The organism is Mesorhizobium marinum, from assembly GCF_040813675.1.
GTDB lineage: Bacteria > Pseudomonadota > Alphaproteobacteria > Rhizobiales > Rhizobiaceae > Mesorhizobium_K > Mesorhizobium_K marinum.
Genome location: NZ_JBFOCI010000001.1, coordinates 1,092,344 through 1,114,834, shown reverse-complemented (window position 1 = coordinate 1,114,834; position 22,491 = coordinate 1,092,344). Strand labels below are relative to the sequence as shown.

The following is a 22,491-nucleotide window of genomic DNA, read 5'->3' as shown; positions in this document are numbered from 1 at the left end:
CATGGCCGGACCGCACCCCGACGCGATCGACGTCGTCGAATTCTGGAGCAATGCCGGCCAGGAGGCGTGGTTCACCAAGGACGCCGACTTCGACGCCGGTTTCCACGACCGGTTCCGCACGCTGCATTTCGCCGCTGCCCGGCGCGAGCTCGACCACTGGATGGACCATCCCGACGGCGCGCTCGCCCTGATGATCCTGCTCGACCAGTTCCCGCGCAACTGCTTTCGCGGTACCGGCCACATGTTCGCGACCGACCCGCTGGCGCGGCACTTCGCCCGGCAGGCCTTCGAGGCCGGGCATGTCGATCGCGTGCCCGAGGAACTGCGCATCTTCTTCGTGCTGCCCTTCGAGCACTCCGAAGACCTGGCCGACCAGCACCTGTCAGTCGAGCTCTCGGCGCCCTATGGCGAGGAATTCATGAAATACGCGGTGATCCACCGCGACATCATCGAGCGCTTCGGCCGCTTCCCGCACCGCAACCCGGCGCTGGGCCGCCAAACCACGGCCGAGGAGAAGGCCTTCCTCGACGACGGCGGCTTCTCCGGCTGAAGCCTCGCGCGGCCCGCGCCCGTCAGCGCCGGCTCCCTGCCCCCGACGCCCGCACGCATTTGCGCACCTTGCAGCTGCGCGTGTCGGCCGTCGGCACGCTCACCCGATCGGCGCGCTGGCTCCTGCTGCAGAAGGAACTGTCGCGAACATACCGGTCGTAAAGTACGAGCGAGGGGTTGTCCGGCGCGGCGTAGCGCAGGATGGCCTGGCCGTCGGCGACGACGGCCGCCTGCACCCGCGCGCAACTCATCGTCGTCGTCTGGTAGCGCGAAATGGCCGATGCTTCCCCTGAAAGCACCAGCATCGCCGCAAGGATTGCAAGCCGCCGCATGAACACCTCGCACCGCCGCCCGGAAGGTTCGATCGTCGGCGAACGATAGCAAGGCGCCGTCATGCCTCGAATGACAATCTCGTGAAACGAAGCCGCGGACGCCGGACGCCCCCAGCGCAGTGCAAGTCGCCTAGCGCAGATCGAAGAACTCGATCTCCTTGCAGCGGTAGACGGGACAGGACTTGAGGTCGGACGTCGGAACGTAGGTTCGGTCCGTCGTCTGGTTGGACGGGCAAAAGGCCCGGCTCTTGACGTAGCGGTCGTAGAGGACGACGCCCGTCCGCGGCGACCGGTGCTGCAGGATGGCCGCGCCTTCCCGACCGAGGATCGCCTTGACCTTGGAACAGGTGAGCGTGGTCGACATGTAGCGGCTGATGGCCTGGGCGTCGCCGGCCGCCAGCAACAGACCCGCCGCCGCGGCGAGCGCGAGCCTTCCCGAAGCGACGCTGCGCCGTCCTTGCGCCGACTGGTATGACATGGACGCCTCCTGCAACCTTGCGTTCGCGGACTGTGCGGCCAGTCGCGCGCCGATGCAAGCCGACGACGAGAATCGCGCGGCAGCCGCTCGCTCCGGCCAGCGCTTTTCCGATGGATCCGTTCACGCCCCCGGCAAGACTATCCCAGGCTACCGGCGCCGCGGCCGAAGCGCGGGACAAAGCCAAAATGTCCGGAGAACGGCGTTCAAAGAGATGCGGGAGACGACCATCGACGCGGGATGGTGGGCGATGACGGGCTCGAACCGCCGACATCTTCGGTGTAAACGAAGCGCTCTACCAACTGAGCTAATCGCCCGGAAAACAAGGCCCGGACGTTTAGTCGCTTCGGTCATCTTCCGCAAGCGGATTCGAGCGCCGGGCGGCCCCATGAAAATTGCTTGCCGGGAGGTGTCGAGAACCGCATCGGGGCGCTTGACACTCCCGGCCGAACCCCTTATCCAGCCGCCAACGACGCAACACGGTTGTCACGTGCGCGTCATGCGCGGGTGTAGCTCAGTCGGTTAGAGTGCCGGCCTGTCACGCCGGAGGTCGCGGGTTCGAGCCCCGTCACTCGCGCCATTTCTTCTCTGAAATTTGGCAGAACGAACCGGATCGAAGCCTGGGCGCGGCTGGCAATTCGGTCTCCGGCACACATCGTCTTGCCAACTGCAAGCCGCCGCCGCTTTGCACGCAAGCGAATCCCACCTTGATACGGCCCCGCGGGGCCAACGGGCGGCTTTTCTGTTTCTGGACCAACCCGGAACGGCTAGGTTCGGTCCTTGGTGGTCGTTGAAAGCAAAGGGACCTGGAAGCCTACTTCATGCGGATACTGTTGATAGAGGACGACAGGAAAACCTCGGACTATGTCAGTCGCGGCCTTTCGGAGGCCGGGCATGTTTGCGACACCCTGGCAGATGGTCGCGACGGTCTCTATTCGGTGATCAGCGGCAACCACGATGTCGTCATCGTCGACCGCATGTTGCCCGGGCTCGACGGACTCTCGCTTGTAAAATCGGCCCGAGCAGCCGGCGCCAGGACCCCGGTGATCTTCCTGACGTCGGTCTCGGGCGTCGAAGATCGCGTCGAAGGCCTCGAGGCCGGAGGCGACGACTATCTCGTCAAGCCGTTTGCCTTCTCCGAACTCCTTGCGCGGATTCATGCGCTCGCTCGCCGACCTCAGCAGCAGGAGCAGCAGACGGTCCTTCAGGTTGCCGACCTCGAGATGAACCTGATTACCCGCCGGGTCACCCGAGCCGGCGTGGAGATCGAACTTCAGCCGCGGGAGTTCCGGCTGCTCGAGGTATTGATGAGGGGCGCGGGGCGCGTGCTGACGCGTACGATGCTTCTGGAGCAGGTCTGGGACTTTCACTTCGACCCCAAGACCAGCGTCGTGGAAACGCATGTCAGTCGATTGCGGGGAAAGATCGACAAGCCGTTCGCCCAGCCGCTTCTGCATACCCTCCGCAACACGGGATACAGTCTACGTGCGCCGAACTAGCCAGCTTCGTCGCAGCACGCCGTTCCGTCTGGCGCTGGCGTTCGCAGTGCTGCTGATCGGCTCGCTTCTGCTCTCCGGTCTGGTCGTCTACCAGATCATGAGCAGCGAGATTTCAGACCGGGTCGACGAAGAACTCCAACGCACCACCGCGCTGCTGTCGGCAGGCTACGATCAAAACGATCCCGGAACACTTGTCGCTGCCGTGCAAGACCACGCCGACCTGGCCCACGACGGAGAACAGCTGTTTGGCTTGTGGGACCAGCAAGGGACCCCGGTGGCCGGCTCGATGAGGCTCTCCAGCCCAGTCGTGCCAGGGCTCGCCACCAAGTCCGGACGGGAACTCGGTCAATCCGGCGACGACGCCTATCGCGTCCTGTTCAGTGCAGTCGGGGCGTACTCGCTGGGCGTTGCCATTGACTACGCCGAAACCGACGAACTGCGCACATTGGTATTGTCGGGCTTTGCCTGGGCAACGCTTTTCGCCTCGGTTCTGGCGATTGCCGGCGGCGGTTTCATCGCTAGTCGGGTCCAGCGCAGGCTTGACGCGATCGGCGCGACGATGAACGCGGTCTCGCAAGGTCTTGTCGGCGCTCGAATTCCTCTTCTCGGGAATGACGACGACATTGACGCCCTGTCGACCCAGGTCAATGCCGCGCTCGACCGGATCACGGTGCTCATGGAGGGACTGCGCCAAGTCGGCTACGACATCGCACACGACCTGAGAACACCGCTCAACCGTATCCGCATCGCGCTTGAGCGCGCGTCGTCGCATGCATCCTCGTCAGAGTTGGCGGCAGGCCTTCGCGAAGCAACGGTGGAGCTTGAGAGCGCGACGCAGACCTTCGACGCGCTGTTGAGAATCGCTCAGATCGAGGCTGGCGCAAAACGCGCCCGGTTCCAGATGGTCGACCTGGCCGATGTCCTGCGCGATGTCCACGATGCCTATGCCGAGGTGGCGATCGATGCCGGGAAAACCCTTTCGCTCGGACAGGCGGCGAATTCACCGGTCAGTGGCGATCGGGATTTGCTCGTCCAAATGTGCGCCAACCTGGTCGAGAACGCGCTGACGCATACGCCGCCGGGCACGAAGATTGCGATGCAATGCGCAACGAACGGACGAACTGCCCGGCTTCGATTTTCCGACAACGGTCCGGGAATTCCGGCCGCCGAACGCAGCCGGGTTTTCCAAAGGCTCTATCGCATGGACAAGAGCCGCTCGACCCCGGGCAACGGGCTGGGCCTCAGCATGGTGAAAGCGATTGCCGATCTGCACCACGCGACCATAGCCCTCGAAGACGCCAGACCAGGTCTGGATGTTGTCGTGGACTTTCCGCTCGTTTCCCGCGCAGAACCATACCAATCCGTATAGATCCGGCAATCTGCAGGACATCTCCGACTGACATTCTCGCCATGGAGAGGGCCAACATCCCCATGGAAAGGAACGGAGAATGACCAACAACACTTTGATCGGACTGATTTTTGCCGCCGGCGTCGTCGGCGCAGCGATGCCAGCCTATGCCGAAGGCGGCTCCGATGAGAGCACCGAGACGCTGGCTCTCCAAGCCGCCAAGCTTACGGCTGAAGATGCGTTGAAGGCCGCGACCGCCAAGGTTCCCGGCACCGTATCGTCGGTGGAGATCTACGACGACGCCGGCAAGCCGGCATTCCACGTCGAGATCGTCGGCGCTGACGGGCGCCAGCAGGATGTCTCGGTCGATGCCATGTCCGGCGAGGTCATGAAGATGGCGGCGAACGAAGACGACGAGGAACGCCACGACGAAGACAAGAACGATGAAGGCGACGACGAAGACTGATCGTCGGAACTGACCCAACTGGATCGCGAGGCAACGAGCGATTGGACCGAGCAACGGTTCTGAGCCTCACCCCGCCGGCCTGACGCGCCCATGGGGTGGGGCTTTCCTGCTTCGACCCGATCGACCAGACCGAAGACGCCTGACTGATGGAAGGAAGACGGCCGGCAGGCCTCAGTCCAGGTAACCGCTCGGCGCGTTCGGACGTTCGGGCCGGTCAGCGCCGTTGCGCTCCATGCGCTGCATGCCCGAGCCGGACGACAAGCCGCAGCCCCCCGGCGTGCCGAATCGAGCATCATCGCAAGCGTGTCCGCTTCTTCGCTGTCCGCTTCTTCTCCACCGTCGAACGCCGCCAGTGGTTCCAAAACCCTGACGACGCACACCGGACCAGCTTCGCCGGCCAACCCGACCGTAGCGCGAAGACCAAGCATGCACTAACACTCGATTGGATCATCCGACAGGGGCCGGCCAAGTTCTCAGCGGAGACCAGCAAGGGCTTACAAATCGTAGGGCCTTCAATTCGGACTGTCGCGTTAGGAGGGCATATTGGCTGCACATCATGCTAAGGGGGAATGACACGATTCACCCGCATGCGTTCCGCTGTCGATGGGTGCCGGCCAGACCAGGTCCCCGTAAGTGCCTGGTTTCATTTCGGCTCAGAGCACCTGCCTCCTGACGTTGTGGCAACGCTTCACGCAGCTTTCCAAGCCACCTACGGATGGGACTTCCTGAAGGTCATGTTCGACTACCGACTGACCTATCCTGCGGCAGTCGATGACACGGCCACGATCGACTTGCAGGCCATGCTCGCCAACACAGATTGGAGCGCCCCGTTTCGCCTGCAAAGAGAATTGCTCAGGGCGTTAGTTGACGAAATTGGCGCAGATGTACCGATTGTCGAGACTGTCTACAGTCCGTGGATGTATCTGCTTCGCCACGTCGGCAGAGGCTTTGCCGCCTGTGCATCCCATCAAAGCCATGATCTGGCGGAGGTCCTGAGTCGCCTCACCGAGGAAACTCGCAACCACGTCCGCCGTGTGAGGGAGATGGGCTGTTTCGGAATATATTTCGCTACTTTGGCCGCGGATCGAAGCCTACCTACCTCCGCAGCCGAACGACAGCACGATGTGGATGTGCTCGAAGCGGGAGCAGGTATAGTCCGCATGCTGCATTTGCACGGCAGAAACCTCGATGCGACAGCGGTGAACCACTATCCCCGAGAGGTCCTGCATTTGGAAAGTGGTGGGCCTGATCATCCGACCCTGGCCGATCTCCGCGCAGATAGTCGCTGCCTAATGGGAGGTCTCTCGTCCTCGACACTTACCACGGTCAGCATGTCGGAGATGCAGCGTCAGCTTGCAGATGCAATCGCTGGGGCGGGACCAGAGGGCCTCATAATCGCCCCGGGGTGCATCGTCTCTCCTTCATTGTCGGCAAGAAAAATGAAGGCGCTCCTTGACCCGGCGCTACTGCGCGTTTAGCCGCCAATCGCGGCCTTGCGCCTGATTAGCGTGGTGGAGATATCTAGTGTTCGGGGCTCATAGGACACTCTGCAGTAAGGCTTGAGGAAGTCGTACTCTCCCAGCCAATCATCGCCCATCACGACCTCATCGATCTCGAAGTGCTGCACGAGTTCGATTTTGCCGGCGACCAGCCGCACTCTTCCTACCCCGTCGGGCTGCCCGCCATGCGGTACAACTTCGTTGGGGTAGCGTGTGTGCAAGAGCATCTCACGACGAATGGCATAGGGATAAAACGGCAATCCCTTTCCCATGCCAATCAACTCGTCGGTAGCCAGCGCCACGATGAGGTACGTTCCTCGCTCGGAGAGGCGCTGCAACAGTCGCATGTGGCCGTAGTGGAGGAGGTCAAACGCGCCGAATGTCATAATCCGGGTCATTGGTCTTCCACCACGCTGGCGCTAGTGAAATGCCGCCAGCGGCTACGCTCATCGGGCACCGTCATGTAATTCGCATCATAACGGCGTACGAGGAACCCGTGGATGTCCCTCGGAGCCAAAACGCTGACACCGCAGAAAGTGGTGCGCTGCAAGGGGAACACCACATCGTACTCGAACCTGCCGACCCATTTCCGTCCAAATGCGCCTGTTACGATCCCTGCCTTTTTCGCCCGGCACTCCGCATCCTGGCGCAGGAATATGGGGTGAAGCACCCGTCTCAAGAACCCTAGGGCCAGTGACCTGCCAAATTCGCGTAGCGGAGAGTGCTTAAGATCCTCGCGGGGACGGAAGTTTCGAAGGCCACCTATCCGGCAGAAGCGGCTTTCGATGCTCTTGGTGATCCTGCCCTTCCAGTGCATCATCGGGACGATATCAATGAACACGCCGTCGCCGTCTAGCGCGTCTCCTCCCGTCACGCGTGTGCGAGCATCCATCACCTTATAGAGCGGATGGCCGTACGCAGGATGGTAATCCGGGGGCTCGGCCCTCACGGCGAGGTGGGTCGGCAACTGGTTCATTGCCAAAAGGAAAGCAGGGACGTCGCCCGCCCAAATCGCCAAATCCAAGTCATCATCCCACGGCACGAATCCGCCGTGCCGAACAAGCCCGAGGCAGCCACCGCCAATGAGGAAAACCTCTATTCCCTCCGAATCGCAGATGGACACGACCTGCTCAAGTATCTCCAGCAAATTGGCATGAATATCGTCCATGGACATGGGCGACGCAGATGTCGCCGACATATGCGAACCGCTGTTCTGAATCTTGGGCGCGACCATCGGGTTTGCTTATCGCGAGGAGCAGGCAGCGTCAGCAGCGGCCCAATTGAGCACAGGCTCGCCTGTCAACGGCGGCGCCATGTCGGTGAATCAACACGTTACCATTCCGCCTCCGAACAACGAACCCCGCAATGGTTGCCCGGAAGCGGGCTTTCTCAGGCAATCGACGCGCGCCAGGGCTGGAACAGGAGGTTCACTCCGAGACGGATCGCATCACGTCTAGAATTAAGCCGCCAGGGCTACCGACAAAAGGCCGGCAGGCCTCAGTCCAGGTAGCCGCTCGGCGCGTTCGGGCGTTCGGGCCGGTCGGCGCCGTTGCGCTCCATGCGCTGCATGCCCGAGCCGGACGACAGGCCGCAGCTGCCGCTGGCGAAGCCGTAGAAGCCGCGCGTCAGCCGCTGGCGGCCCGACAGGAACGGGAACGCGCTGTCGGTGCCCATCGACTGGAAGACGCTGCGATCGACGCGCGCGGGATCGCTGACGCCGCCGTCGGGCGTCGCGATGACGACGTCGCAGCGCCGGCGTAGCTCCTGGCAGCCATTCACGCCGCAGAACCGCGCGCCGCCTTCAAGCAGGACGACCGACGTCAACCCAGCCTCGCCGATGAAGATGTCGAGCCGGGTGCCGCGCACGCCGATGACGCCCGAGGGCGTCACGATTTCGTAGGCGTCGGACTTCGACTTGCCGCTGATCCAGCGGAACGAGCCGCGCGCGGCGTTCAGGGTCAGCTGGTTGAAGCTGTTCGAATCGTCGAAGACGAAGCGATCGATGACGACCGACGAATTGCCACCGACCGCGAACTTGGTGCCGTCGCGGAACGTGAACTCGCCGAGACCGCTCGCCGAGGTGGTGATGCGTTCGTCGCGATAGACGGGAGAACGGACCGAAAGGGGTTGGCCGGCCCCGGACACCGCCGTCTTGATGAGCGTCGCCTGCCCGACCTGCTCCTGCGCGAATGCCACCGAAGTCGCCAGCAGGGCTGCGGCGGTCGCGATCGTCTTCTTGCCCAAGTTTTGCATCCCAGGCTCCATCAACCGCCGAAATTCGCTTGTGCGCGCACGAAGAAACCCCAGTTCTTGGAAATCAGGTCGCCGCCGTCGGTGGCGGCATCGTACCAGTCGCTGAAGTCGTCGTCGAAGTTGTCGATGTAGGCGATCTCCGGGGTCACCACGAAGTTCGGGACAAGCTCATACGCGACGTTGGCGACGACAGCGAAATCCTCCATCTGGTCGTAGGAGACCTGCAGGTTGAACGTCGCCTTGTCGGTCAGCATGTACGAGCCGCCGGCCCAGACGGCCCACGACCGGCCCCAAGGCGCATAGTAGTTCGGGCTGTCCTTGGTATCGACCGTGCGGAACGTAAAATCATCGAAGTCGAAATATTCGACGCTGGAGCGATCCTTGTCATAGGTGGCCCACCCGGCCATCGCGAACAGGGCGAGCCTGTCGGTCGGGTAGAAATCGACACGGCCCTTGATCGCGCCCTGCTCCCAAACGGAATCGTAGCCGGCGACAACCGAGACGCCGCCCCATGCCCCATGCCAGCCAACGCCCGCGACGACGTGCGGCACATAGCTATCCAGGGCATAGAGGTCGATTTCGGCCAGAGGCGGCGGCAGGAACGGCGCAATGAGGTCGCCCGCGCCGAACTCCAGCGCGACTGCTGCACCAAAGCCGCTGTCGTTGCTCCACCCGTAGGCGATCTGGTGCGTGCCGTAGGGGCCGTAGCCGATGATGTCGTCGTTGATGACGCCGCCACCATAGCCCGTGAATGTCGAGAACAGCGAATCCGTCTTGCCGACACGGAAGCCAGCGAGTTCGATATAGGCGTGTTCGATGGACACATAGTCGGCCGTGTCCGTGAAGAAGTCGTCGTCGTTGAAGTACCGGTCCGTCCGGACCGCGTCGGTGTCGTAGTCGAAATTCACAGCGGCGTAGGCCCGCAACGTCCCCAGTTCCGTCTCGGAACGCGCGTCCATGCGCAGCTGGAAGCGCGTCCTGAGGTCATAGGTGTCGTTGAGCTGCGGATCCTGCCACCACGGACTGTCGTCCTGCTTGTCGGTGACGCCGGTCAAGCCGAACGCCCCTGCCCCGATATCCATGCGGATGTAGCCGCTGACCTTCAGGCAGGTCTCCGTGCCCGGGATATAGTAGAAGCCGACGCCGTAGGTGTCGCAGACGCGGACATATTCCATCGGTTCCGGCTCGACGGCGACGATTGCGTCCGCGGCGCGCGCGCTGGAAACGGCAGCCACCAGCGCCGCCGCCGACGTAAGCATCAGGCGCATGGAATTCATCCGCATCTCCCGCGTCTCTGCACTACATCTGCGGCAGAGCGGGCGATGCCGCAACGGCACGCACAGGCTGTATACGGGGTTCGGCACTTTTCATGCCGCAACTGTGGCCTTCAAGCCACAACCGCCCGCTGCATGCGGGCGGTTGAAAAGCTCGAAAAGAGCTGCGAATGCGGCCGTCGGCTCAATTCAGGCGGGCATACCACTCGTCGATTTCGCGGCGCACGCGGTCGCGCTCGATCCCGTATAGCTCCTGGATCTTGCCCTCGAGCTGCTCGCGCTTGCCGGCGATCGTGTCGAGATCGTCGTCGGTGAGCTTGCCCCACTGCTCCTTGGCCTTGCCCTTGATCTGCTTCCAGTTTCCTTCGACGCGGTTCCAGTCCATCCGGATTCTCCTCGTTGTCTGGTGTGACGTTCGCCGCCGGACGGCGCCGAACCCTGCAGGCCGATGGCCCGCGGCCGCCACGCGTGCGGCATGTCTGTCAACGGAAGAGGAAAGACTTGGTTCCGCCAAGACCGCGACAAGCGCGGTTCCGTGCGGCAAAGTCCGGGCAAAGAAAAAGCCGGGCATGCCCGGCTTTTTCCAAGGTCAGGTGCGTGCGATCAGTTGACCGCGTCCTTGAGGCCCTTGCCGGCCGAGAACTTCGGAACCGTGCGAGCGGGAATCTTGACGGCCGCGCCGGTCTGCGGGTTGCGGCCCGTCGAGGCAGCGCGCTTGGACACGGAGAAATTGCCGAAGCCCACCAGGCGCACGTCACCGCCCTTCTTCAGTTCGCCGGTGATCACGGAAAAGACCGCGTCAACTGCCGACTGCGCATCGCTCTTGGAAATACCAGCAGCGTCGGCAACGGCAGACACCAGTTCGTTCTTGTTCATCTAATTTCCCTTCCATGAGAAAACCGGGACGAGAGACTCATGCCGGCATGAAGCGGACTTTAGAAAGAACCTCGTCCACAACCAAGCCGAAAAATCGATGGAACCCTTGGAATTCCGGGCTTTTTTCACAAAAAAAGCCGGGCGCGAGGCCCGGCTTTTGCTTGTTGCGGCGCAACACGCGATTTTTGTCAGTGCGCAAGCGACTTTCCGCTGTCCTCGCCCGGCTCCGCCGACGAGGCCGGAGCCGCTGCCGGCTCGACCCATTCGATCGGCTCGGGCATGCGAACCAGCGCATGCTTCAGCACTTCGCCGACCCTGGAGACCGGGACGATCTCCATGCCGCTCTTCACGTTGTCCGGAATATCGGCCAGGTCCTTGGCGTTTTCTTCCGGGATCAGCACCTTCTTGATGCCGCCGCGCAGAGCCGCGAGCAGCTTCTCCTTCAGGCCGCCGATCGGCAGCACCCTGCCGCGCAGCGTGATCTCGCCGGTCATGGCGACATCCGCCCGGACGGGGATGCCGGTCAGCACCGACACGATCGCGGTCGCCATCGCGACGCCGGCAGACGGTCCATCCTTCGGCGTCGCGCCTTCCGGCACGTGCACGTGGATGTCGCGCTTGTCGAACAGCGGCGGCTCGACGCCGAAATCGATGGCTCTCGAGCGGACGTAGGACGCCGCCGCCGAGATCGATTCCTTCATCACGTCCTTCAGGTTGCCGGTCACCGTCATGCGGCCCTTGCCGGGCATCATGACGCCCTCGATCGTCAGCAGTTCGCCGCCGACCTCGGTCCAGGCAAGCCCGGTGACCACGCCGACCTGATCGTCGGCCTCGACCTGGCCGAAGCGGAAGCGCTGCACGCCGAGATAGTCGGAGAGGTTCTCGGGCGTGACGTCGACCCGCTTCTTCTTCGACTTCAGGATCTCGGTGACGGCCTTGCGCCCGAGCTTCATCAACTCGCGCTCGAGGCTGCGCACACCCGCTTCCCGCGTGTAGGTCTGGATGATCGTGCGGATCGCCGCGTCGCTTACCGAGAACTCGTTCGGCTGCAGCGCGTGGTCGCGCACCACCTTCGGCATCAGGTGCCGCTTGGCGATCTCGACCTTCTCGTCCTCGGTGTAGCCGGCGATACGGATGATCTCCATGCGGTCCATCAGCGGCGCAGGGATGTTCAGCGTATTGGCCGTCGTCACGAACATCACGCTCGACAGGTCGTACTCGACCTCCAGATAGTGGTCCATGAAGGTCGCGTTCTGCTCGGGATCAAGCACCTCGAGCAGGGCCGACGACGGATCGCCGCGGAAGTCCATGCCCATCTTGTCGATCTCGTCGAGCAGGAAGAGCGGGTTGGACTTCTTCGCCTTCTTCATCGACTGGATGACCTTGCCGGGCATCGAGCCGATGTAGGTGCGGCGGTGTCCGCGGATCTCAGCCTCGTCGCGCACGCCGCCCAGCGCCATACGCACGAACTCGCGTCCGGTCGCCTTGGCGATCGACTTGCCGAGCGAGGTCTTGCCGACGCCGGGAGGGCCGACGAGGCAGAGGATCGGCCCCTTCAGCTTCTTCTGCCGGCTCTGCACGGCGAGATACTCGATGATGCGGTCCTTGACCTTCTCGAGGCCGTAGTGATCGGTGTCGAGCACGTCCTGCGCGAAATTCAGGTCCTGCTTGACCTTGGAGTTCTTGCCCCACGGGATCGACAGCAGCCAGTCGAGGTAGTTGCGGACAACCGTCGATTCGGCCGACATCGGCGACATCGTGCGCAGCTTCTTGAGCTCGGCCTCCGCCTTCTCGCGGGCCTCCTTCGAGAGCTTGGTCTTCTTGATGCGCGCCTCGATCTCGGCCGCCTCGTCGCGGCCGTCCTCGCCCTCGCCGAGCTCCTTCTGGATCGCCTTCATCTGCTCGTTGAGGTAGTATTCGCGCTGCGTCTTCTCCATCTGGCGCTTGACGCGCGAGCGGATGCGCTTCTCCACCTGGAGAACCGAGATCTCGGCCTCCATGAAGCCCATGGCCTTCTCGAGCCGCTCCTTGACGGAGAGCGTCGCCAGCATTTCCTGCTTCTCGGGAATCTTGATCGCGAGATGCGAGGCGACCGTATCGGCGAGCTTGGAATAGTCGTCGATCTGGCTCGCCGCGCCGACAACCTCGGGCGAGATCTTCTTGTTCAGCTTGACGTAGTTCTCGAAGTCCGAGACCACCGAGCGCGCCAGCGCCTCGATCTCGATCTCTTCCTCTTCCGGCTCGCGCAGAACGGTCGCGTGCGCCTCGTGGAAATCTTCGCGCTCGGTGAAGGCGGTGATCTTGGCGCGCGAGGTTCCCTCGACGAGCACCTTGACGGTGCCGTCCGGCAACTTGAGCAGCTGCAGGACATTGGCGAGAGTGCCGACCTCATAGATGCCGTCCGCGGCCGGATCGTCCTCGGCGGCGTTCTTCTGGGTGGCGAGCATGATCTGCTTCTCGGCGCCCATTACCTCTTCCAGCGCCTTGATCGACTTCTCGCGCCCGACGAAGAGCGGGACGATCATGTGCGGGAACACCACGATGTCGCGCAGCGGGAGAACCGCGAAGACGCCGTTGCCGGAAGTCCGGGATACCTTGGCCATCATTTACCTTTCCTCGCGGCCGCCTTGAGCCGACCGCGAATCCATATTAGCGGCCACGAGCCGCCTCGCCTACCACGTATCACCGACATGTGGGATTTCAGCACGAGTTCGGTTCGAAACCTGACAACGCTTAATTGGATAGGCAGACGGCAAAGATCAAGTATCGCTGCGGCAGGCACGCGCCGGGCGCATGGCTCGACTTCCGCAACGGCACAAGTCGCTCTACAATGCAACGCTGTCTTAGGAAGTGCGTGTTCTATCAAAGGGATCGCGCCGAAACCTGTCGCAACCGCCGGAGCCTCCCCGCATTGACCCTAGGTAATCCCCATGCCGGTTGACCGCCGCCGACTTCTGACCGGAGGCGCGCTGCTTGCGATCGCCGCGACGGCGGCTCCCGACGCGTCTGCCGCGCCGAAGCGCAAGGTCGCCGCCGACCTGAAGGACACGGCCGTCTACGTGCCCGGCTATTTCCCCGACAGCGCCTATGCCAACGGCAAGCCGCTGGCGAAGAACCGCCGCTTCAACCGGGCGGTCCGGGGACAGCCGCTCTACAAGATGCTGACCAGGGTCGGCTTCGACGGCTCCGTCCGGCAGACGCTGCTGCCCGTCGCGGCGCACGACGTGGAGGTCGCGCCGGATCGCTCGATCGGCGTGCTCTGCTCGATGGACGGCGAGCAGCACACCGCCTTCGACCCGAGGACGCTGGAACTGGCGGCCATCGGCCCGGCGCTCAGCGAAGGCTGGCGCGGCGGCGGCCACGCCGTCTACCTTGACGGCGGGCGAACCGTCATCCTGTCGGAGCGCGCGCCCTACCAGTCGTACCAGGGCGACGCGGCGCGCCACTACGGCAGGCTGACCATTCGCGACCCGAAGACGCTGAGGATCGCGGAGACCTATTCGACGCACGGCATCGACCCGCACGACATCCGGCTGACGGAGGACGGCAAATACATCGTCGCCGCCAACTACGGATCCACCGTGTCCGCCGAGACCGGCCAGTACACGATCCCGCGCAACGTCGTGCAGGCGTCGATCACCGTCATCGAGGTGGCGAGCGGCAAGCTGGTCGACAAGCGCATCACGGGACGCTCCGACACGGAGCTTCGCCATCTCGCGGCCGGCCGGCTCGACCGCATCTTCGCGATCCAGGCGCGCTACGGCAACGACCGCGCCGACTCGCGCCAGCTCAGCGGCGAGGACGTCGCCTACGAGACCGACATCACCACAGATCCCGGCTACAACTACATGGCGGCGGCGACGCTGAAATACGACGCCGCCCGAAACCGCCTGACCAGGATGGGCGACGCCGCCGCGATGAAGCACATGCGCCACGGCCTTTCCATCCGCTATGACGAGCGGCACGACGAAGCGATCGCTACCTATCCGACGACGCACCATGTGATGGTCTTCGACGGCGCGACGGGCGCGGTCTCGAACGTGCTCGACACCCGCACCCTAGGGCTGCGCTACCCGGCCGGCGTGACCTTCCTGCCCGACGGAAAGCACTATTGCGTGACCGGCCACTGGGAAAACCTGTTCGTCTTCGAGCGCGGCACGCACCGCCTGGTGCGGGACCTCTGCCTGTATCCGGTGTTCTTCGGCCACAGCCACATCACGGCGGCCTGAACCCCAAACGAAAACGGCGCCCGAAGGCGCCGTTGGACTGAAGGACGAGCGCGCTTACGCGCTTGCCTTGCTGTCCTTCTTTTCCTTGGCCTCGGTGTAGATATAGAGCGGCCGGGCGTTGCCCGAGACAACTTCCTCGGAGATCACCACCTCCTGCACGCCTTCCAGCGCCGGCAGCTCAAACATCGTGTCGAGCAGGATCGATTCCATGATCGAGCGCAGGCCGCGCGCGCCGGTCTTGCGCTCGATGGCGCGCCGGGCGATCGCCGACAATGCGTTGTCGTGGAACGTCAGCTCGACATTCTCCATGTCGAACAGCCGCTGATACTGCTTCACCAGCGCATTCTTCGGTTCGGTTAGGATCTGGATCAGCGCCGGCTCGTCGAGGTCCTCAAGCGTGGCAAGGATCGGCAGGCGGCCGACGAATTCCGGGATGAGGCCGAACTTCAGGAGATCCTCGGGCTCGACCTGGCGGAACAGTTCGCCGGTCTGCCGGTCTTCCGGCGAGGCCACGGTGGCGCCGAAGCCGATCGAGGTCTTGCGCCCGCGGTCGGAGATGATCTTGTCCAGCCCGGCGAAGGCGCCGCCGCAGATGAACAGGATGTTGGCCGTATCCACCTGCAGGAACTCCTGCTGGGGGTGCTTGCGGCCGCCCTGCGGCGGCACGGAGGCGACCGTGCCTTCCATGATCTTCAGGAGCGCCTGCTGGACGCCCTCGCCCGAGACGTCGCGGGTTATCGAGGGGTTGTCCGACTTGCGGCTGATCTTGTCGATCTCGTCGATGTAGACGATGCCGCGCTGGGCGCGCTCGACATTGTAGTCGGCCGACTGCAGGAGCTTCAGGATGATGTTCTCGACGTCCTCGCCGACATAGCCGGCCTCGGTCAGCGTCGTCGCGTCGGCCATGGTGAAGGGCACGTCGATGCTGCGCGCAAGCGTCTGCGCGAGCAGCGTCTTGCCGCAACCGGTCGGGCCGATCAGCAGGATGTTCGACTTCGCCAGCTCGACGTCGTTGTTCTTGCCGGCGTGGGCGAGGCGCTTGTAGTGGTTGTGCACGGCCACCGACAGCACGCGCTTGGCGTAGGGCTGGCCGATCACGTAGTCGTCGAGGACCTTCAGGATCTCCTGCGGGGTCGGCACGCCGTCGCGCGCCACCTTCATGGACGTCTTGTTCTCCTCGCGGATGATGTCCATGCAAAGTTCGACGCACTCGTCGCAGATGAACACCGTCGGGCCGGCGATCAGCTTGCGCACCTCGTGCTGGCTCTTGCCGCAGAAGGAGCAATAGAGCGTGTTCTTGGAGTCGCCGCCGCCGCTGGTGTTGCCGACCTTGCTCATGTTGACCTGATCCTTTCCGTAGCGCAGCCCCGATCGGAGCCGGCGCCTCTCATGCACTGTAGAGCAGTTGTCCGCTCGCAGCGAAACATGTGCTCAGCACGCATCCCCACGAAACACGCATTCGACAAGCGCGGCAATGACCCGCTTTCAGCCCCGCACGAAGCTAAGCCGCCGAAAATCAACATAGGCTTAACGTAGGCGGTCGGTCCAACGGAGGAAACAGTTAATTGTGACCGAAATGCCGCAGGACCGTTCAAAAATATGTCACGCCGGCGGCAGGTCAAACTGCCGCAGCGTCAGCCTCAGGCCGACGCCGCGCCCTCCATGGCGTCGCGCGACGTGATCACCTTGTCGATCAGGCCGAAATCCAGCGCCTGGTCGACCGTCATGAAGCGATCGCGCTCCATCGCGTTGTGGATCGTGTCGTAGTCCTGGCCGGTGTGCTTGACGTAGATCTCGTTCAGCCGGCGCTTCAGCGCCTCGGTCCACTGGGCATGGATCATGATGTCGGTCGCCTGGCCCTGATAGCCGCCGGACGGCTGGTGCACCATAATCGAGGCGTTGGGGGTGCAGAAGCGCATGCCCTTCTCGCCGGCCGTCAGCAGCAGCGATCCCGCCGACATGGCCTGGCCGACGCACAGCGTCGCAACCGGCGGCTTGATGAACTGCATGGTGTCGTACATCGCGAGACCGCTGGTGACCACGCCACCCGGCGAGTTGATGTACATGTTGATTTCCTTCTTCGGGTTTTCCGCCTCGAGGAAGAGCAGCTGAGCGCAGACCAGCGACGCCATGCCGTCCTCGATCGGCCCGGTGATGAAGATGATGCGTTCCTTGAGCAGGCGCGAGAAGATGTCGTAGGCGCGCTCGCCGCGGTTCGTCTGCTCGACCACCATCGGGACGAGGTTCATGTAGTGTTCGACGGGGTCTCTCATCATGGTCCCTTTGGAATTGGCCCTTGAGGCTGGGGATTCCGGCGCCCGGCGATGCGGTGGGCAGAATCGGTTCTCTGGCTTTGTTACCGTAGATAGGATGCGCCATCGACCTTGCGCAAGGCCGACCGCCCGCTAACCTTACCGCGAGCGCTGCCGCCCGCGGACCTGCCTTAGCGTAACCCTCAGGCCTCCGCCCTCAGCCACCGCTTCAGCCCCGCGATGTCGCCGTCGCCGACCGCGCCGGCGACCCGCCGCCCGACCGCCGCGCCAAACTTGTAGCCGTGGCCCGAACAGGCGGAGACGACCAGCACCTTGCCCTTCTCATGGGCGAGGAAGCGTTCGTCGTCGGTGAAGGTGTAGGCGCAGGTGACAACCTCGGTGACCCGGTACTCCCCGATGCGGGCGATCGGCGGCGAGAAGAGGTCGCGGATGGCCTCGCCCTCGCCTTCGACCGGCACGCGGTTCCAGTCCGCGTCGCTCGTGGCCACCTTGTGCAGGCCCGAGCCGAACTTCATGCCTGCGCCGCCCGAAAACGGGATCATGTAGCCATCGGTCTTGCCGCCGACGTCGAGGATGACCGGCGCCGCCTCCCAGGCCGCCCTGAGGTCGGCCGGCGGCTCCACGTAGGCCAGCGCCGTGCGGTAGGTCTTGAGTTCGCCGGACAGCTCGGGGAAAAGCTTCAGGACCCAGGCTCCGGCGGCGACGACCACGCGGTCGCCCTGCAGCGTCTCGCCGGTCTCCAGTTCGACGCGGCCCTCGTCGGCATCGATCGCAACCACCCTGCTCCCGGCATAGACGTTCGCCCCATTCGAGCGCAGCCAATCGGCCACGCCGCCTGCGATCTTGCGGCAGTGAAGCGCGCCTCCGTCGGGCGAAAAGTAGGCGTAGCGGAAGGTGCCGGGCTCGAGGAAGGACCAACGCTTGACCGCGGCGTCGGGATCGAGCAGTTCGATCGGCCAGCCGCCCGCCTCCATGCCCTCGCGGTACTCTTCCGCCTCGTCGCCCGGTTCGCGCGAGACGCAGAGGAAGCCCCTGGGATCGAGATGGCTGCGACCGAGGTCGCCCCACATTTCCGACCAGGCCTCGTAGGCCTCGGTGATCAGCGCGCCGTAACCTGTCGACGCCCGGTAGGCGCGGCGGATGATGCGGTGGTGATCGCCCGACGCGGCAAGCGGGTTCGGGATGCTCGCGCCCTGTTCCAGGAGGGTCACGGCGTGGCCGGCCCTGGTAAGCGACCAGGCGGTCGAAAGGCCTGCGATGCCCGCGCCGACGACGACGATTTTCATGGGAAACCATTCCGGAAATGCTGCGATCCGCGGACGAAAGACGGAGCCGCGAAGCAAGTCAATCCGCGCCGGGTGAATTTTTGCCCGAGCTGTTGCGGCAGGGCTACAGCACCCCGCTCCCTAATGGCGCAGGGTAGCAGGCTGGGATCCGACGTAGGGGAGTACGCGTCATGCAACAGTATCCGCTTTACCGGCTGGATGGAGGGCAGGTCGTGGTTCAGGAGACGCAGGGCGGACGCTGGGCCTCGCTCGACGGCGCGACGGCCAATGCGCTGCTCGCGGTCTTCGACGGAATGACCCTCGACGCGCTGCGCAATACGGTGCTGCGCGAAACCGCCGGCGCGGAACCGATGCGCCGCGTGGCCTGATCCCGCGGACGATTTCGCAGACGACAGATCCTCTGCCTGGTTGCACCACGACCTGCGCCCTCCCCTTCCGCAGCGGGAGCGGCAACATCGCTGGTGACAGCAGCGCGCTCCGGCGGTAAGCGGCCCCATGCAGCCGCTTCAGCCGCCCCCCTATCTCTCCTTCGACGCCACGACGCGGCGCCTGCGGCTCGATCCGCGCGAGCCTCGGTTCTACCAAAACCCCTATGAAGCCTACGCCTGGCTGCACGAACAGGGCTCGACCTTCTTCTGGGAGCAGTTCGGCCACTGGTGCTTCGGCGGCCACGACGACGTCAACCGGCTGCTGCGCGACCGCCGGCTGGGCCGACAGAACCCCGCCGGCATCCCTGACAGCCGCGGCGCCGGGCAGGACCGATCGCACCTCAAGAGCTTCGACGCGATCGAGGCGCATTCGATGCTGGAACTCGAGCCGCCGGTCCACACGCGGCTGCGCACGCTCGTCAACCGGGCCTTCGTGTCGCGGCAGGTGGAAAGGCTGAGGCCGCGCGTCGAGGCGCTGGCGCACGAACTGATCGACGGCTTTCCCGCCGGCGAGGCGTTCGACCTGCTGCCGGCCTTCGCCACGCCGCTGCCGATCACCATCATCGCCGAGATGCTGGGCGTCCCTGTCGCGATGGGGCCACAGCTGCTCGACTGGTCTCACGACATGGTCGCCATGTACACGCATGGCCGCACCCGCGAGACGGAACTGGCCGCGGATCGCGCCGCGCGCGAATTCTCCGACTTCCTGCGCGGTTACGTGGCCGAGCGAAAGAAGGCGCCCGGGGACGACCTGCTGTCGCTGCTGATTTCGGCCCAGGAGAACGGCCAGAAGCTGACCGAGGACGAACTGGTTTCCTCCGCGATCCTGCTGCTCAACGCCGGCCACGAAGCGACCGTCCACCAGGCCGGCAACGCGGTTCGCGCGATCCTGCAGCAGGGCGGTGACCCCAGGCGCTTCTTCGCCTCCGCCGATGCGACGGCGGCAACGGTCGAGGAATGCCTGCGCTTCGACGCGCCGCTGCACTATTTTGCGCGCTACACCTACGAGGACCTGGAAATCGCGCCCGGCGTCACGGTGAAATCGGGCGACCAGCTCGGCCTGCTACTCGGCATGGCCAACCGCGACCCCGCCGCCTTCAGCGATCCCGGCACGTTCAGTCCGGGTCGCGCGGACCAGAAGAACGTCTCCTTCGGCGCCGGCATCCATTTCTGCATCGGCGCGCCGCTGGCGAGGCTCGAACTGCAGGCGGCGCTCGGCGTGCTGTTCGACCGGCTGCCGAACCTGGCCCTCGCCGGAGAGCCGCGCTTCCGCGACAGCTGGCATTTCCACGGGCTGGAACGCCTGATGGTGACGACAGGCGTCTAGAGCCGGATCACATATTCCTTGCGGGTCGTCTCCAGCACCTCCCAGGTGCCCTTGAAGCCGGGCTTGATGACAAAACTGTCGCCGGCGCTCACCGTGCGCGCCTCGCCGCCGTCCTCGGCGACCACCGAGACGCCCGCGAGGATGTGGCAGAACTCCCACTCGTCATATTCGATGCGCCACTTGCCGGGCGTCGCCTCCCAAACCCCGGCGTAGATGCCGCCGGGCGCCTCGTCGAGATTCCAGGTCCGGAATTTCGGGTCGCCGGAAACGAGACGATCCTCGGCCGGCGCGCCGTGCTCGGGATCGACAAGCTCGGCGTCGATCTCCAGAAAATTCGCCATCCGCTTCCTCCAAAGAAAAACCCCGGCAGGTCGCCCTGCCGGGGTTCATTCTGCATTGCCGGTCAGGCCTTGGCCAGCGCCTGTTCGAGATCGGCGATGATGTCCCTGGCGTCCTCGATGCCGACCGACAGGCGCACCGTGTCGGGACCCGCGCCGGCCAGCGTCTTCTGCTCGTCGGACAGCTGGCGGTGCGTGGTCGACGCCGGATGGATGACCAGCGACTTGGTATCGCCGACATTGGCGAGGTGGGAGAACAGCTCCAGCGCCTCGACGAACTTGACGCCCGAGTCGTAGCCGCCCTTCAGCCCGAAGGTGAAGACGGCGCCGGCGCCGGAAGGCGAGTATTTCTTCTGCAGCCCGTTGTTGGCGTCGGCAGGCAGCCCCGGATAGGAAACCCAGGAGACCTTGGGATGCCTGGACAGCCATTCGGCGACGGCCTGTGCGTTGTCGCAGTGGCGCTGCATGCGCAGCGGCAAGGTCTCAAGCCCGGTCAGGATCAGGAAGGCGTTGAACGGCGAGATGGCCGGGCCGAAGTCGCGCAGGCCGAGCACGCGGGTGGCAATTGCGAAGGCGAAGTTGCCAAACGTCTCGTGCAGCACGACGCCGCCATATTCGGGGCGCGGCTCCGACAGCATCGGGTACTTGCCGGACTTCGACCAGTCGAACGTGCCGCCATCGACGATGATGCCGCCGATCGAGTTGCCGTGGCCGCCGATGAACTTGGTCAGCGAGTGGACGACGATGTCGGCGCCGTGCTCGATCGGCCGCACTAGGTAGGGCGTCGCCAGCGTGTTGTCGACGACCAGCGGAATGCCGTGCCGGTGGGCGACGTCAGCCAGTTTCTGGAGGTCGACGAACTCGCCGTTCGGATTGGCGAGGCTTTCGACGAAGATGAACTTCGTCTTGTCGTCGATCTGCTTCTCGAAGGTGGAGATGTCCTTGGTGTCGCCCCAGCGCACTTCCCAGTCGAAGCTCTTGAAGGCGTGGCCGAACTGGTTGATCGACCCGCCGTAGAGGCGGCGCGCGGCGATGAAGTTTTCGCCTGCTTTCATCAGCGTGTGGGCGACCAGCAACTGCGCCGCGTGGCCCGACGCCACGGCGAGCGCCGCCGTGCCGCCCTCGAGCGCGGCGACGCGCTCCTCAAGCACCGCCTGGGTCGGGTTCATGATGCGGGTGTAGATGTTGCCGAACGCCTTCAGGCCGAACAGCGAGGCGGCATGATCGGCGTCGTCGAACACGTAGGACGTCGTCTGGTAGATCGGCGTGGCGCGCGCGCCGGTCGCCGGGTCAGGCTTGGCGCCGGCGTGGACGGCAAGCGTGTTGAACCCCGGAATGTGCTGGGACATGTTTCCTCTCCAATGCTGCTTTTTCAAATCGGTGGCTATCTTTGGGTGACCCTACGGCACAATGCAAAGCAGAAAATGTCGCGTGGCGCCCGAATATGAAACTGGCCGGATACAGGACGCGCGTTTGCCGGAATCCTATTCCAGGGCGGCTGCAGGCTATTTCTGGCGGATGCCGAAGCTCTGGAAACCGCCGCGCATGACCGGCCGCTTCGACGACAGCACGCCCGAATTGATACCGTTCCAGGCGATCTCGCCGGACAGGCGTCCGTACTCGATCTTCGGGCAGCGGTTCATGACGACGTGGATGCCGGCCGCCTCGGCCTTCGCCGCGGCTTCGTCGTGGCGAACGGTCAGTTGCATCCAGATCGCCTTGGGCTGGGGGTCGAGAGCCAGGGCTTCGTCGACGATCGCCGGAACCGCGTCGGACGCGCGGAAGATGTCGACCATGTCGATCGCCGCGGGGATGTCGGCGAGGCGCGCATAGGCCCTGCGTCCGAGAATCTCCCTGCCGGCCTGCCCCGGGTTGACGGGATAGACGTCGAACCCCTTGTTCAGCAGGTATTTGAGCACGAAGAAGCTCGGCCTGACGTCGTTGGCCGACGCGCCGACGATGGCGATGGTCTTTACCGAATTGAGGATGCCGGAGATGTAGGCGTCGTCGTAGTGATCGTGATTCATGCGAGGCGTGTT

At 64.2% G+C, this 22,491-nt stretch carries 24 protein-coding genes and 2 tRNA genes; 9 read left to right on the top strand and 17 right to left on the bottom strand.

Going from position 1 to position 22,491, the window contains the following annotated elements; all coding sequences use genetic code 11:
• Position 1 precedes the first annotated feature (1 nt).
• Positions 2–550 carry a DUF924 family protein gene (locus ABUE31_RS05355; RefSeq protein WP_367722454.1) on the top strand — a complete coding sequence of 183 codons (549 nt, stop codon included), beginning with the start codon at positions 2–4 and terminating at the stop codon, positions 548–550.
• 22 nt (positions 551–572) lie between these two features.
• On the opposite strand, the gene ABUE31_RS05350 is transcribed toward ABUE31_RS05355, so the two are convergent.
• The 3 genes from ABUE31_RS05350 to ABUE31_RS05340 all read right to left on the bottom strand — a co-directional run bounded on the left by ABUE31_RS05350 (position 573) and on the right by ABUE31_RS05340 (position 1,673).
• Entirely contained in the window at positions 573–881 is a 309-nt protein-coding gene (locus tag ABUE31_RS05350) for a hypothetical protein (RefSeq protein ID WP_367722453.1), read from the bottom strand.
• Positions 882–1,011: 130 nt separating this feature from the next.
• Positions 1,012–1,359 (bottom strand): hypothetical protein, encoded by a 348-nt coding sequence (locus ABUE31_RS05345; protein WP_367722452.1) that lies wholly within the window; start codon positions 1,357–1,359, stop codon positions 1,012–1,014.
• A gap of 238 nt (positions 1,360–1,597) precedes the next feature.
• A tRNA-Val gene (locus ABUE31_RS05340) sits at positions 1,598–1,673 on the bottom strand.
• A gap of 186 nt (positions 1,674–1,859) precedes the next feature.
• Here ABUE31_RS05340 and ABUE31_RS05335 point away from each other — a divergent pair.
• The 5 genes from ABUE31_RS05335 (at position 1,860) to ABUE31_RS05315 (ending at position 6,147) form a co-directional block, all read left to right on the top strand.
• Positions 1,860–1,936: transfer RNA gene (locus ABUE31_RS05335), tRNA-Asp, on the top strand.
• Between the two features lie 241 nt (positions 1,937–2,177).
• Positions 2,178–2,855, top strand: coding sequence for a winged helix-turn-helix domain-containing protein (locus tag ABUE31_RS05330; protein ID WP_367722451.1), 678 nt, complete (start codon positions 2,178–2,180; stop codon positions 2,853–2,855).
• Positions 2,842–4,224, top strand: coding sequence for a sensor histidine kinase (locus ABUE31_RS05325; protein WP_367722450.1), 1,383 nt, complete (start codon positions 2,842–2,844; stop codon positions 4,222–4,224). Before ABUE31_RS05330 ends, ABUE31_RS05325 begins: the two co-directional genes overlap by 14 nt.
• Positions 4,225–4,303: 79 nt before the next feature.
• Positions 4,304–4,669: a PepSY domain-containing protein gene (locus ABUE31_RS05320; RefSeq protein ID WP_367722449.1), complete on the top strand. Its 366-nt coding sequence runs from the start codon at positions 4,304–4,306 to the stop codon at positions 4,667–4,669.
• Positions 4,670–5,403: 734 nt separating this feature from the next.
• The gene (locus tag ABUE31_RS05315; protein ID WP_367722448.1) at positions 5,404–6,147 is read left to right on the top strand and encodes a uroporphyrinogen decarboxylase family protein; all 744 of its coding nucleotides are present in this window, start codon (positions 5,404–5,406) and stop codon (positions 6,145–6,147) included.
• Here ABUE31_RS05315 and ABUE31_RS05310 read toward each other — a convergent pair.
• The 8 genes from ABUE31_RS05310 to lon all read right to left on the bottom strand — a co-directional run bounded on the left by ABUE31_RS05310 (position 6,144) and on the right by lon (position 13,174).
• Positions 6,144–6,566, bottom strand: a complete 423-nt coding sequence (locus tag ABUE31_RS05310) for an FAD synthase family protein (protein ID WP_367722447.1) — start codon at positions 6,564–6,566, stop codon at positions 6,144–6,146. The genes ABUE31_RS05315 and ABUE31_RS05310 overlap by 4 nt on opposite strands.
• Positions 6,563–7,402 carry a LicD family protein gene (locus tag ABUE31_RS05305; protein ID WP_367722446.1) on the bottom strand — a complete coding sequence of 280 codons (840 nt, stop codon included), beginning with the start codon at positions 7,400–7,402 and terminating at the stop codon, positions 6,563–6,565. The genes ABUE31_RS05310 and ABUE31_RS05305 overlap by 4 nt, the downstream gene beginning before the upstream one ends.
• 263 nt (positions 7,403–7,665) lie before the next feature.
• Positions 7,666–8,421 (bottom strand): FecR family protein, encoded by a 756-nt coding sequence (locus ABUE31_RS05300; protein WP_367722445.1) that lies wholly within the window; start codon positions 8,419–8,421, stop codon positions 7,666–7,668.
• Positions 8,422–8,432: 11 nt separating this feature from the next.
• Entirely contained in the window at positions 8,433–9,698 is a 1,266-nt protein-coding gene (locus tag ABUE31_RS05295) for a porin (protein WP_367722444.1), read from the bottom strand.
• A 181-nt stretch (positions 9,699–9,879) separates the two neighbouring features.
• Positions 9,880–10,080, bottom strand: a complete 201-nt coding sequence (locus ABUE31_RS05290) for a CsbD family protein (protein ID WP_367722443.1) — start codon at positions 10,078–10,080, stop codon at positions 9,880–9,882.
• A gap of 218 nt (positions 10,081–10,298) precedes the next feature.
• Positions 10,299–10,571: a DNA-binding protein HupB gene (gene hupB, locus ABUE31_RS05285; protein WP_367722441.1), complete on the bottom strand. Its 273-nt coding sequence runs from the start codon at positions 10,569–10,571 to the stop codon at positions 10,299–10,301.
• Between the two features lie 37 nt (positions 10,572–10,608).
• Positions 10,609–10,770: a hypothetical protein gene (locus tag ABUE31_RS05280; protein ID WP_367722440.1), complete on the bottom strand. Its 162-nt coding sequence runs from the start codon at positions 10,768–10,770 to the stop codon at positions 10,609–10,611.
• The gene (gene lon, locus ABUE31_RS05275; RefSeq protein ID WP_367722439.1) at positions 10,760–13,174 is read right to left on the bottom strand and encodes an endopeptidase La; all 2,415 of its coding nucleotides are present in this window, start codon (positions 13,172–13,174) and stop codon (positions 10,760–10,762) included. Before lon ends, ABUE31_RS05280 begins: the two co-directional genes overlap by 11 nt.
• Before the next feature lie 327 nt (positions 13,175–13,501).
• Between lon and ABUE31_RS05270 the strand changes: the two genes are divergently transcribed.
• Positions 13,502–14,800, top strand: a complete 1,299-nt coding sequence (locus ABUE31_RS05270; protein WP_367722438.1) for a DUF1513 domain-containing protein — start codon at positions 13,502–13,504, stop codon at positions 14,798–14,800.
• Between the two features lie 54 nt (positions 14,801–14,854).
• Here the strand turns inward: ABUE31_RS05270 and clpX are convergent, their stop codons facing one another.
• From clpX to ABUE31_RS05255, 3 genes are all read right to left on the bottom strand, one after another.
• Entirely contained in the window at positions 14,855–16,138 is a 1,284-nt protein-coding gene (clpX, locus tag ABUE31_RS05265; protein WP_367722436.1) for an ATP-dependent Clp protease ATP-binding subunit ClpX, read from the bottom strand.
• A gap of 302 nt (positions 16,139–16,440) precedes the next feature.
• Positions 16,441–17,073: an ATP-dependent Clp protease proteolytic subunit gene (locus ABUE31_RS05260; RefSeq protein ID WP_367722435.1), complete on the bottom strand. Its 633-nt coding sequence runs from the start codon at positions 17,071–17,073 to the stop codon at positions 16,441–16,443.
• 182 nt (positions 17,074–17,255) lie between these two features.
• Positions 17,256–18,359 carry an NAD(P)/FAD-dependent oxidoreductase gene (locus ABUE31_RS05255; protein WP_367722434.1) on the bottom strand — a complete coding sequence of 368 codons (1,104 nt, stop codon included), beginning with the start codon at positions 18,357–18,359 and terminating at the stop codon, positions 17,256–17,258.
• Between the two features lie 170 nt (positions 18,360–18,529).
• Here ABUE31_RS05255 and ABUE31_RS05250 point away from each other — a divergent pair, with 170 nt between their 5' ends.
• A complete protein-coding gene (locus ABUE31_RS05250; protein ID WP_367722433.1) occupies positions 18,530–18,727 on the top strand; it encodes a hypothetical protein in 198 nt (65 codons plus the stop codon).
• 127 nt (positions 18,728–18,854) lie between these two features.
• Entirely contained in the window at positions 18,855–20,114 is a 1,260-nt protein-coding gene (locus ABUE31_RS05245) for a cytochrome P450 (protein WP_367722431.1), read from the top strand.
• Here ABUE31_RS05245 and ABUE31_RS05240 read toward each other — a convergent pair.
• The 3 genes from ABUE31_RS05240 to ABUE31_RS05230 all read right to left on the bottom strand — a co-directional run bounded on the left by ABUE31_RS05240 (position 20,111) and on the right by ABUE31_RS05230 (position 22,479).
• Complete coding sequence (locus tag ABUE31_RS05240) at positions 20,111–20,455, bottom strand: cupin domain-containing protein (protein WP_367722430.1); 345 nt, start codon at positions 20,453–20,455, stop codon at positions 20,111–20,113. The genes ABUE31_RS05245 and ABUE31_RS05240 overlap by 4 nt on opposite strands.
• Before the next feature lie 62 nt (positions 20,456–20,517).
• Entirely contained in the window at positions 20,518–21,801 is a 1,284-nt protein-coding gene (locus ABUE31_RS05235) for an O-acetylhomoserine aminocarboxypropyltransferase (protein WP_367722429.1), read from the bottom strand.
• A 156-nt stretch (positions 21,802–21,957) separates the two neighbouring features.
• Complete coding sequence (locus ABUE31_RS05230) at positions 21,958–22,479, bottom strand: CoA-binding protein (RefSeq protein ID WP_367722427.1); 522 nt, start codon at positions 22,477–22,479, stop codon at positions 21,958–21,960.
• Between the last annotated feature and the right edge of the window lie 12 nt (positions 22,480–22,491).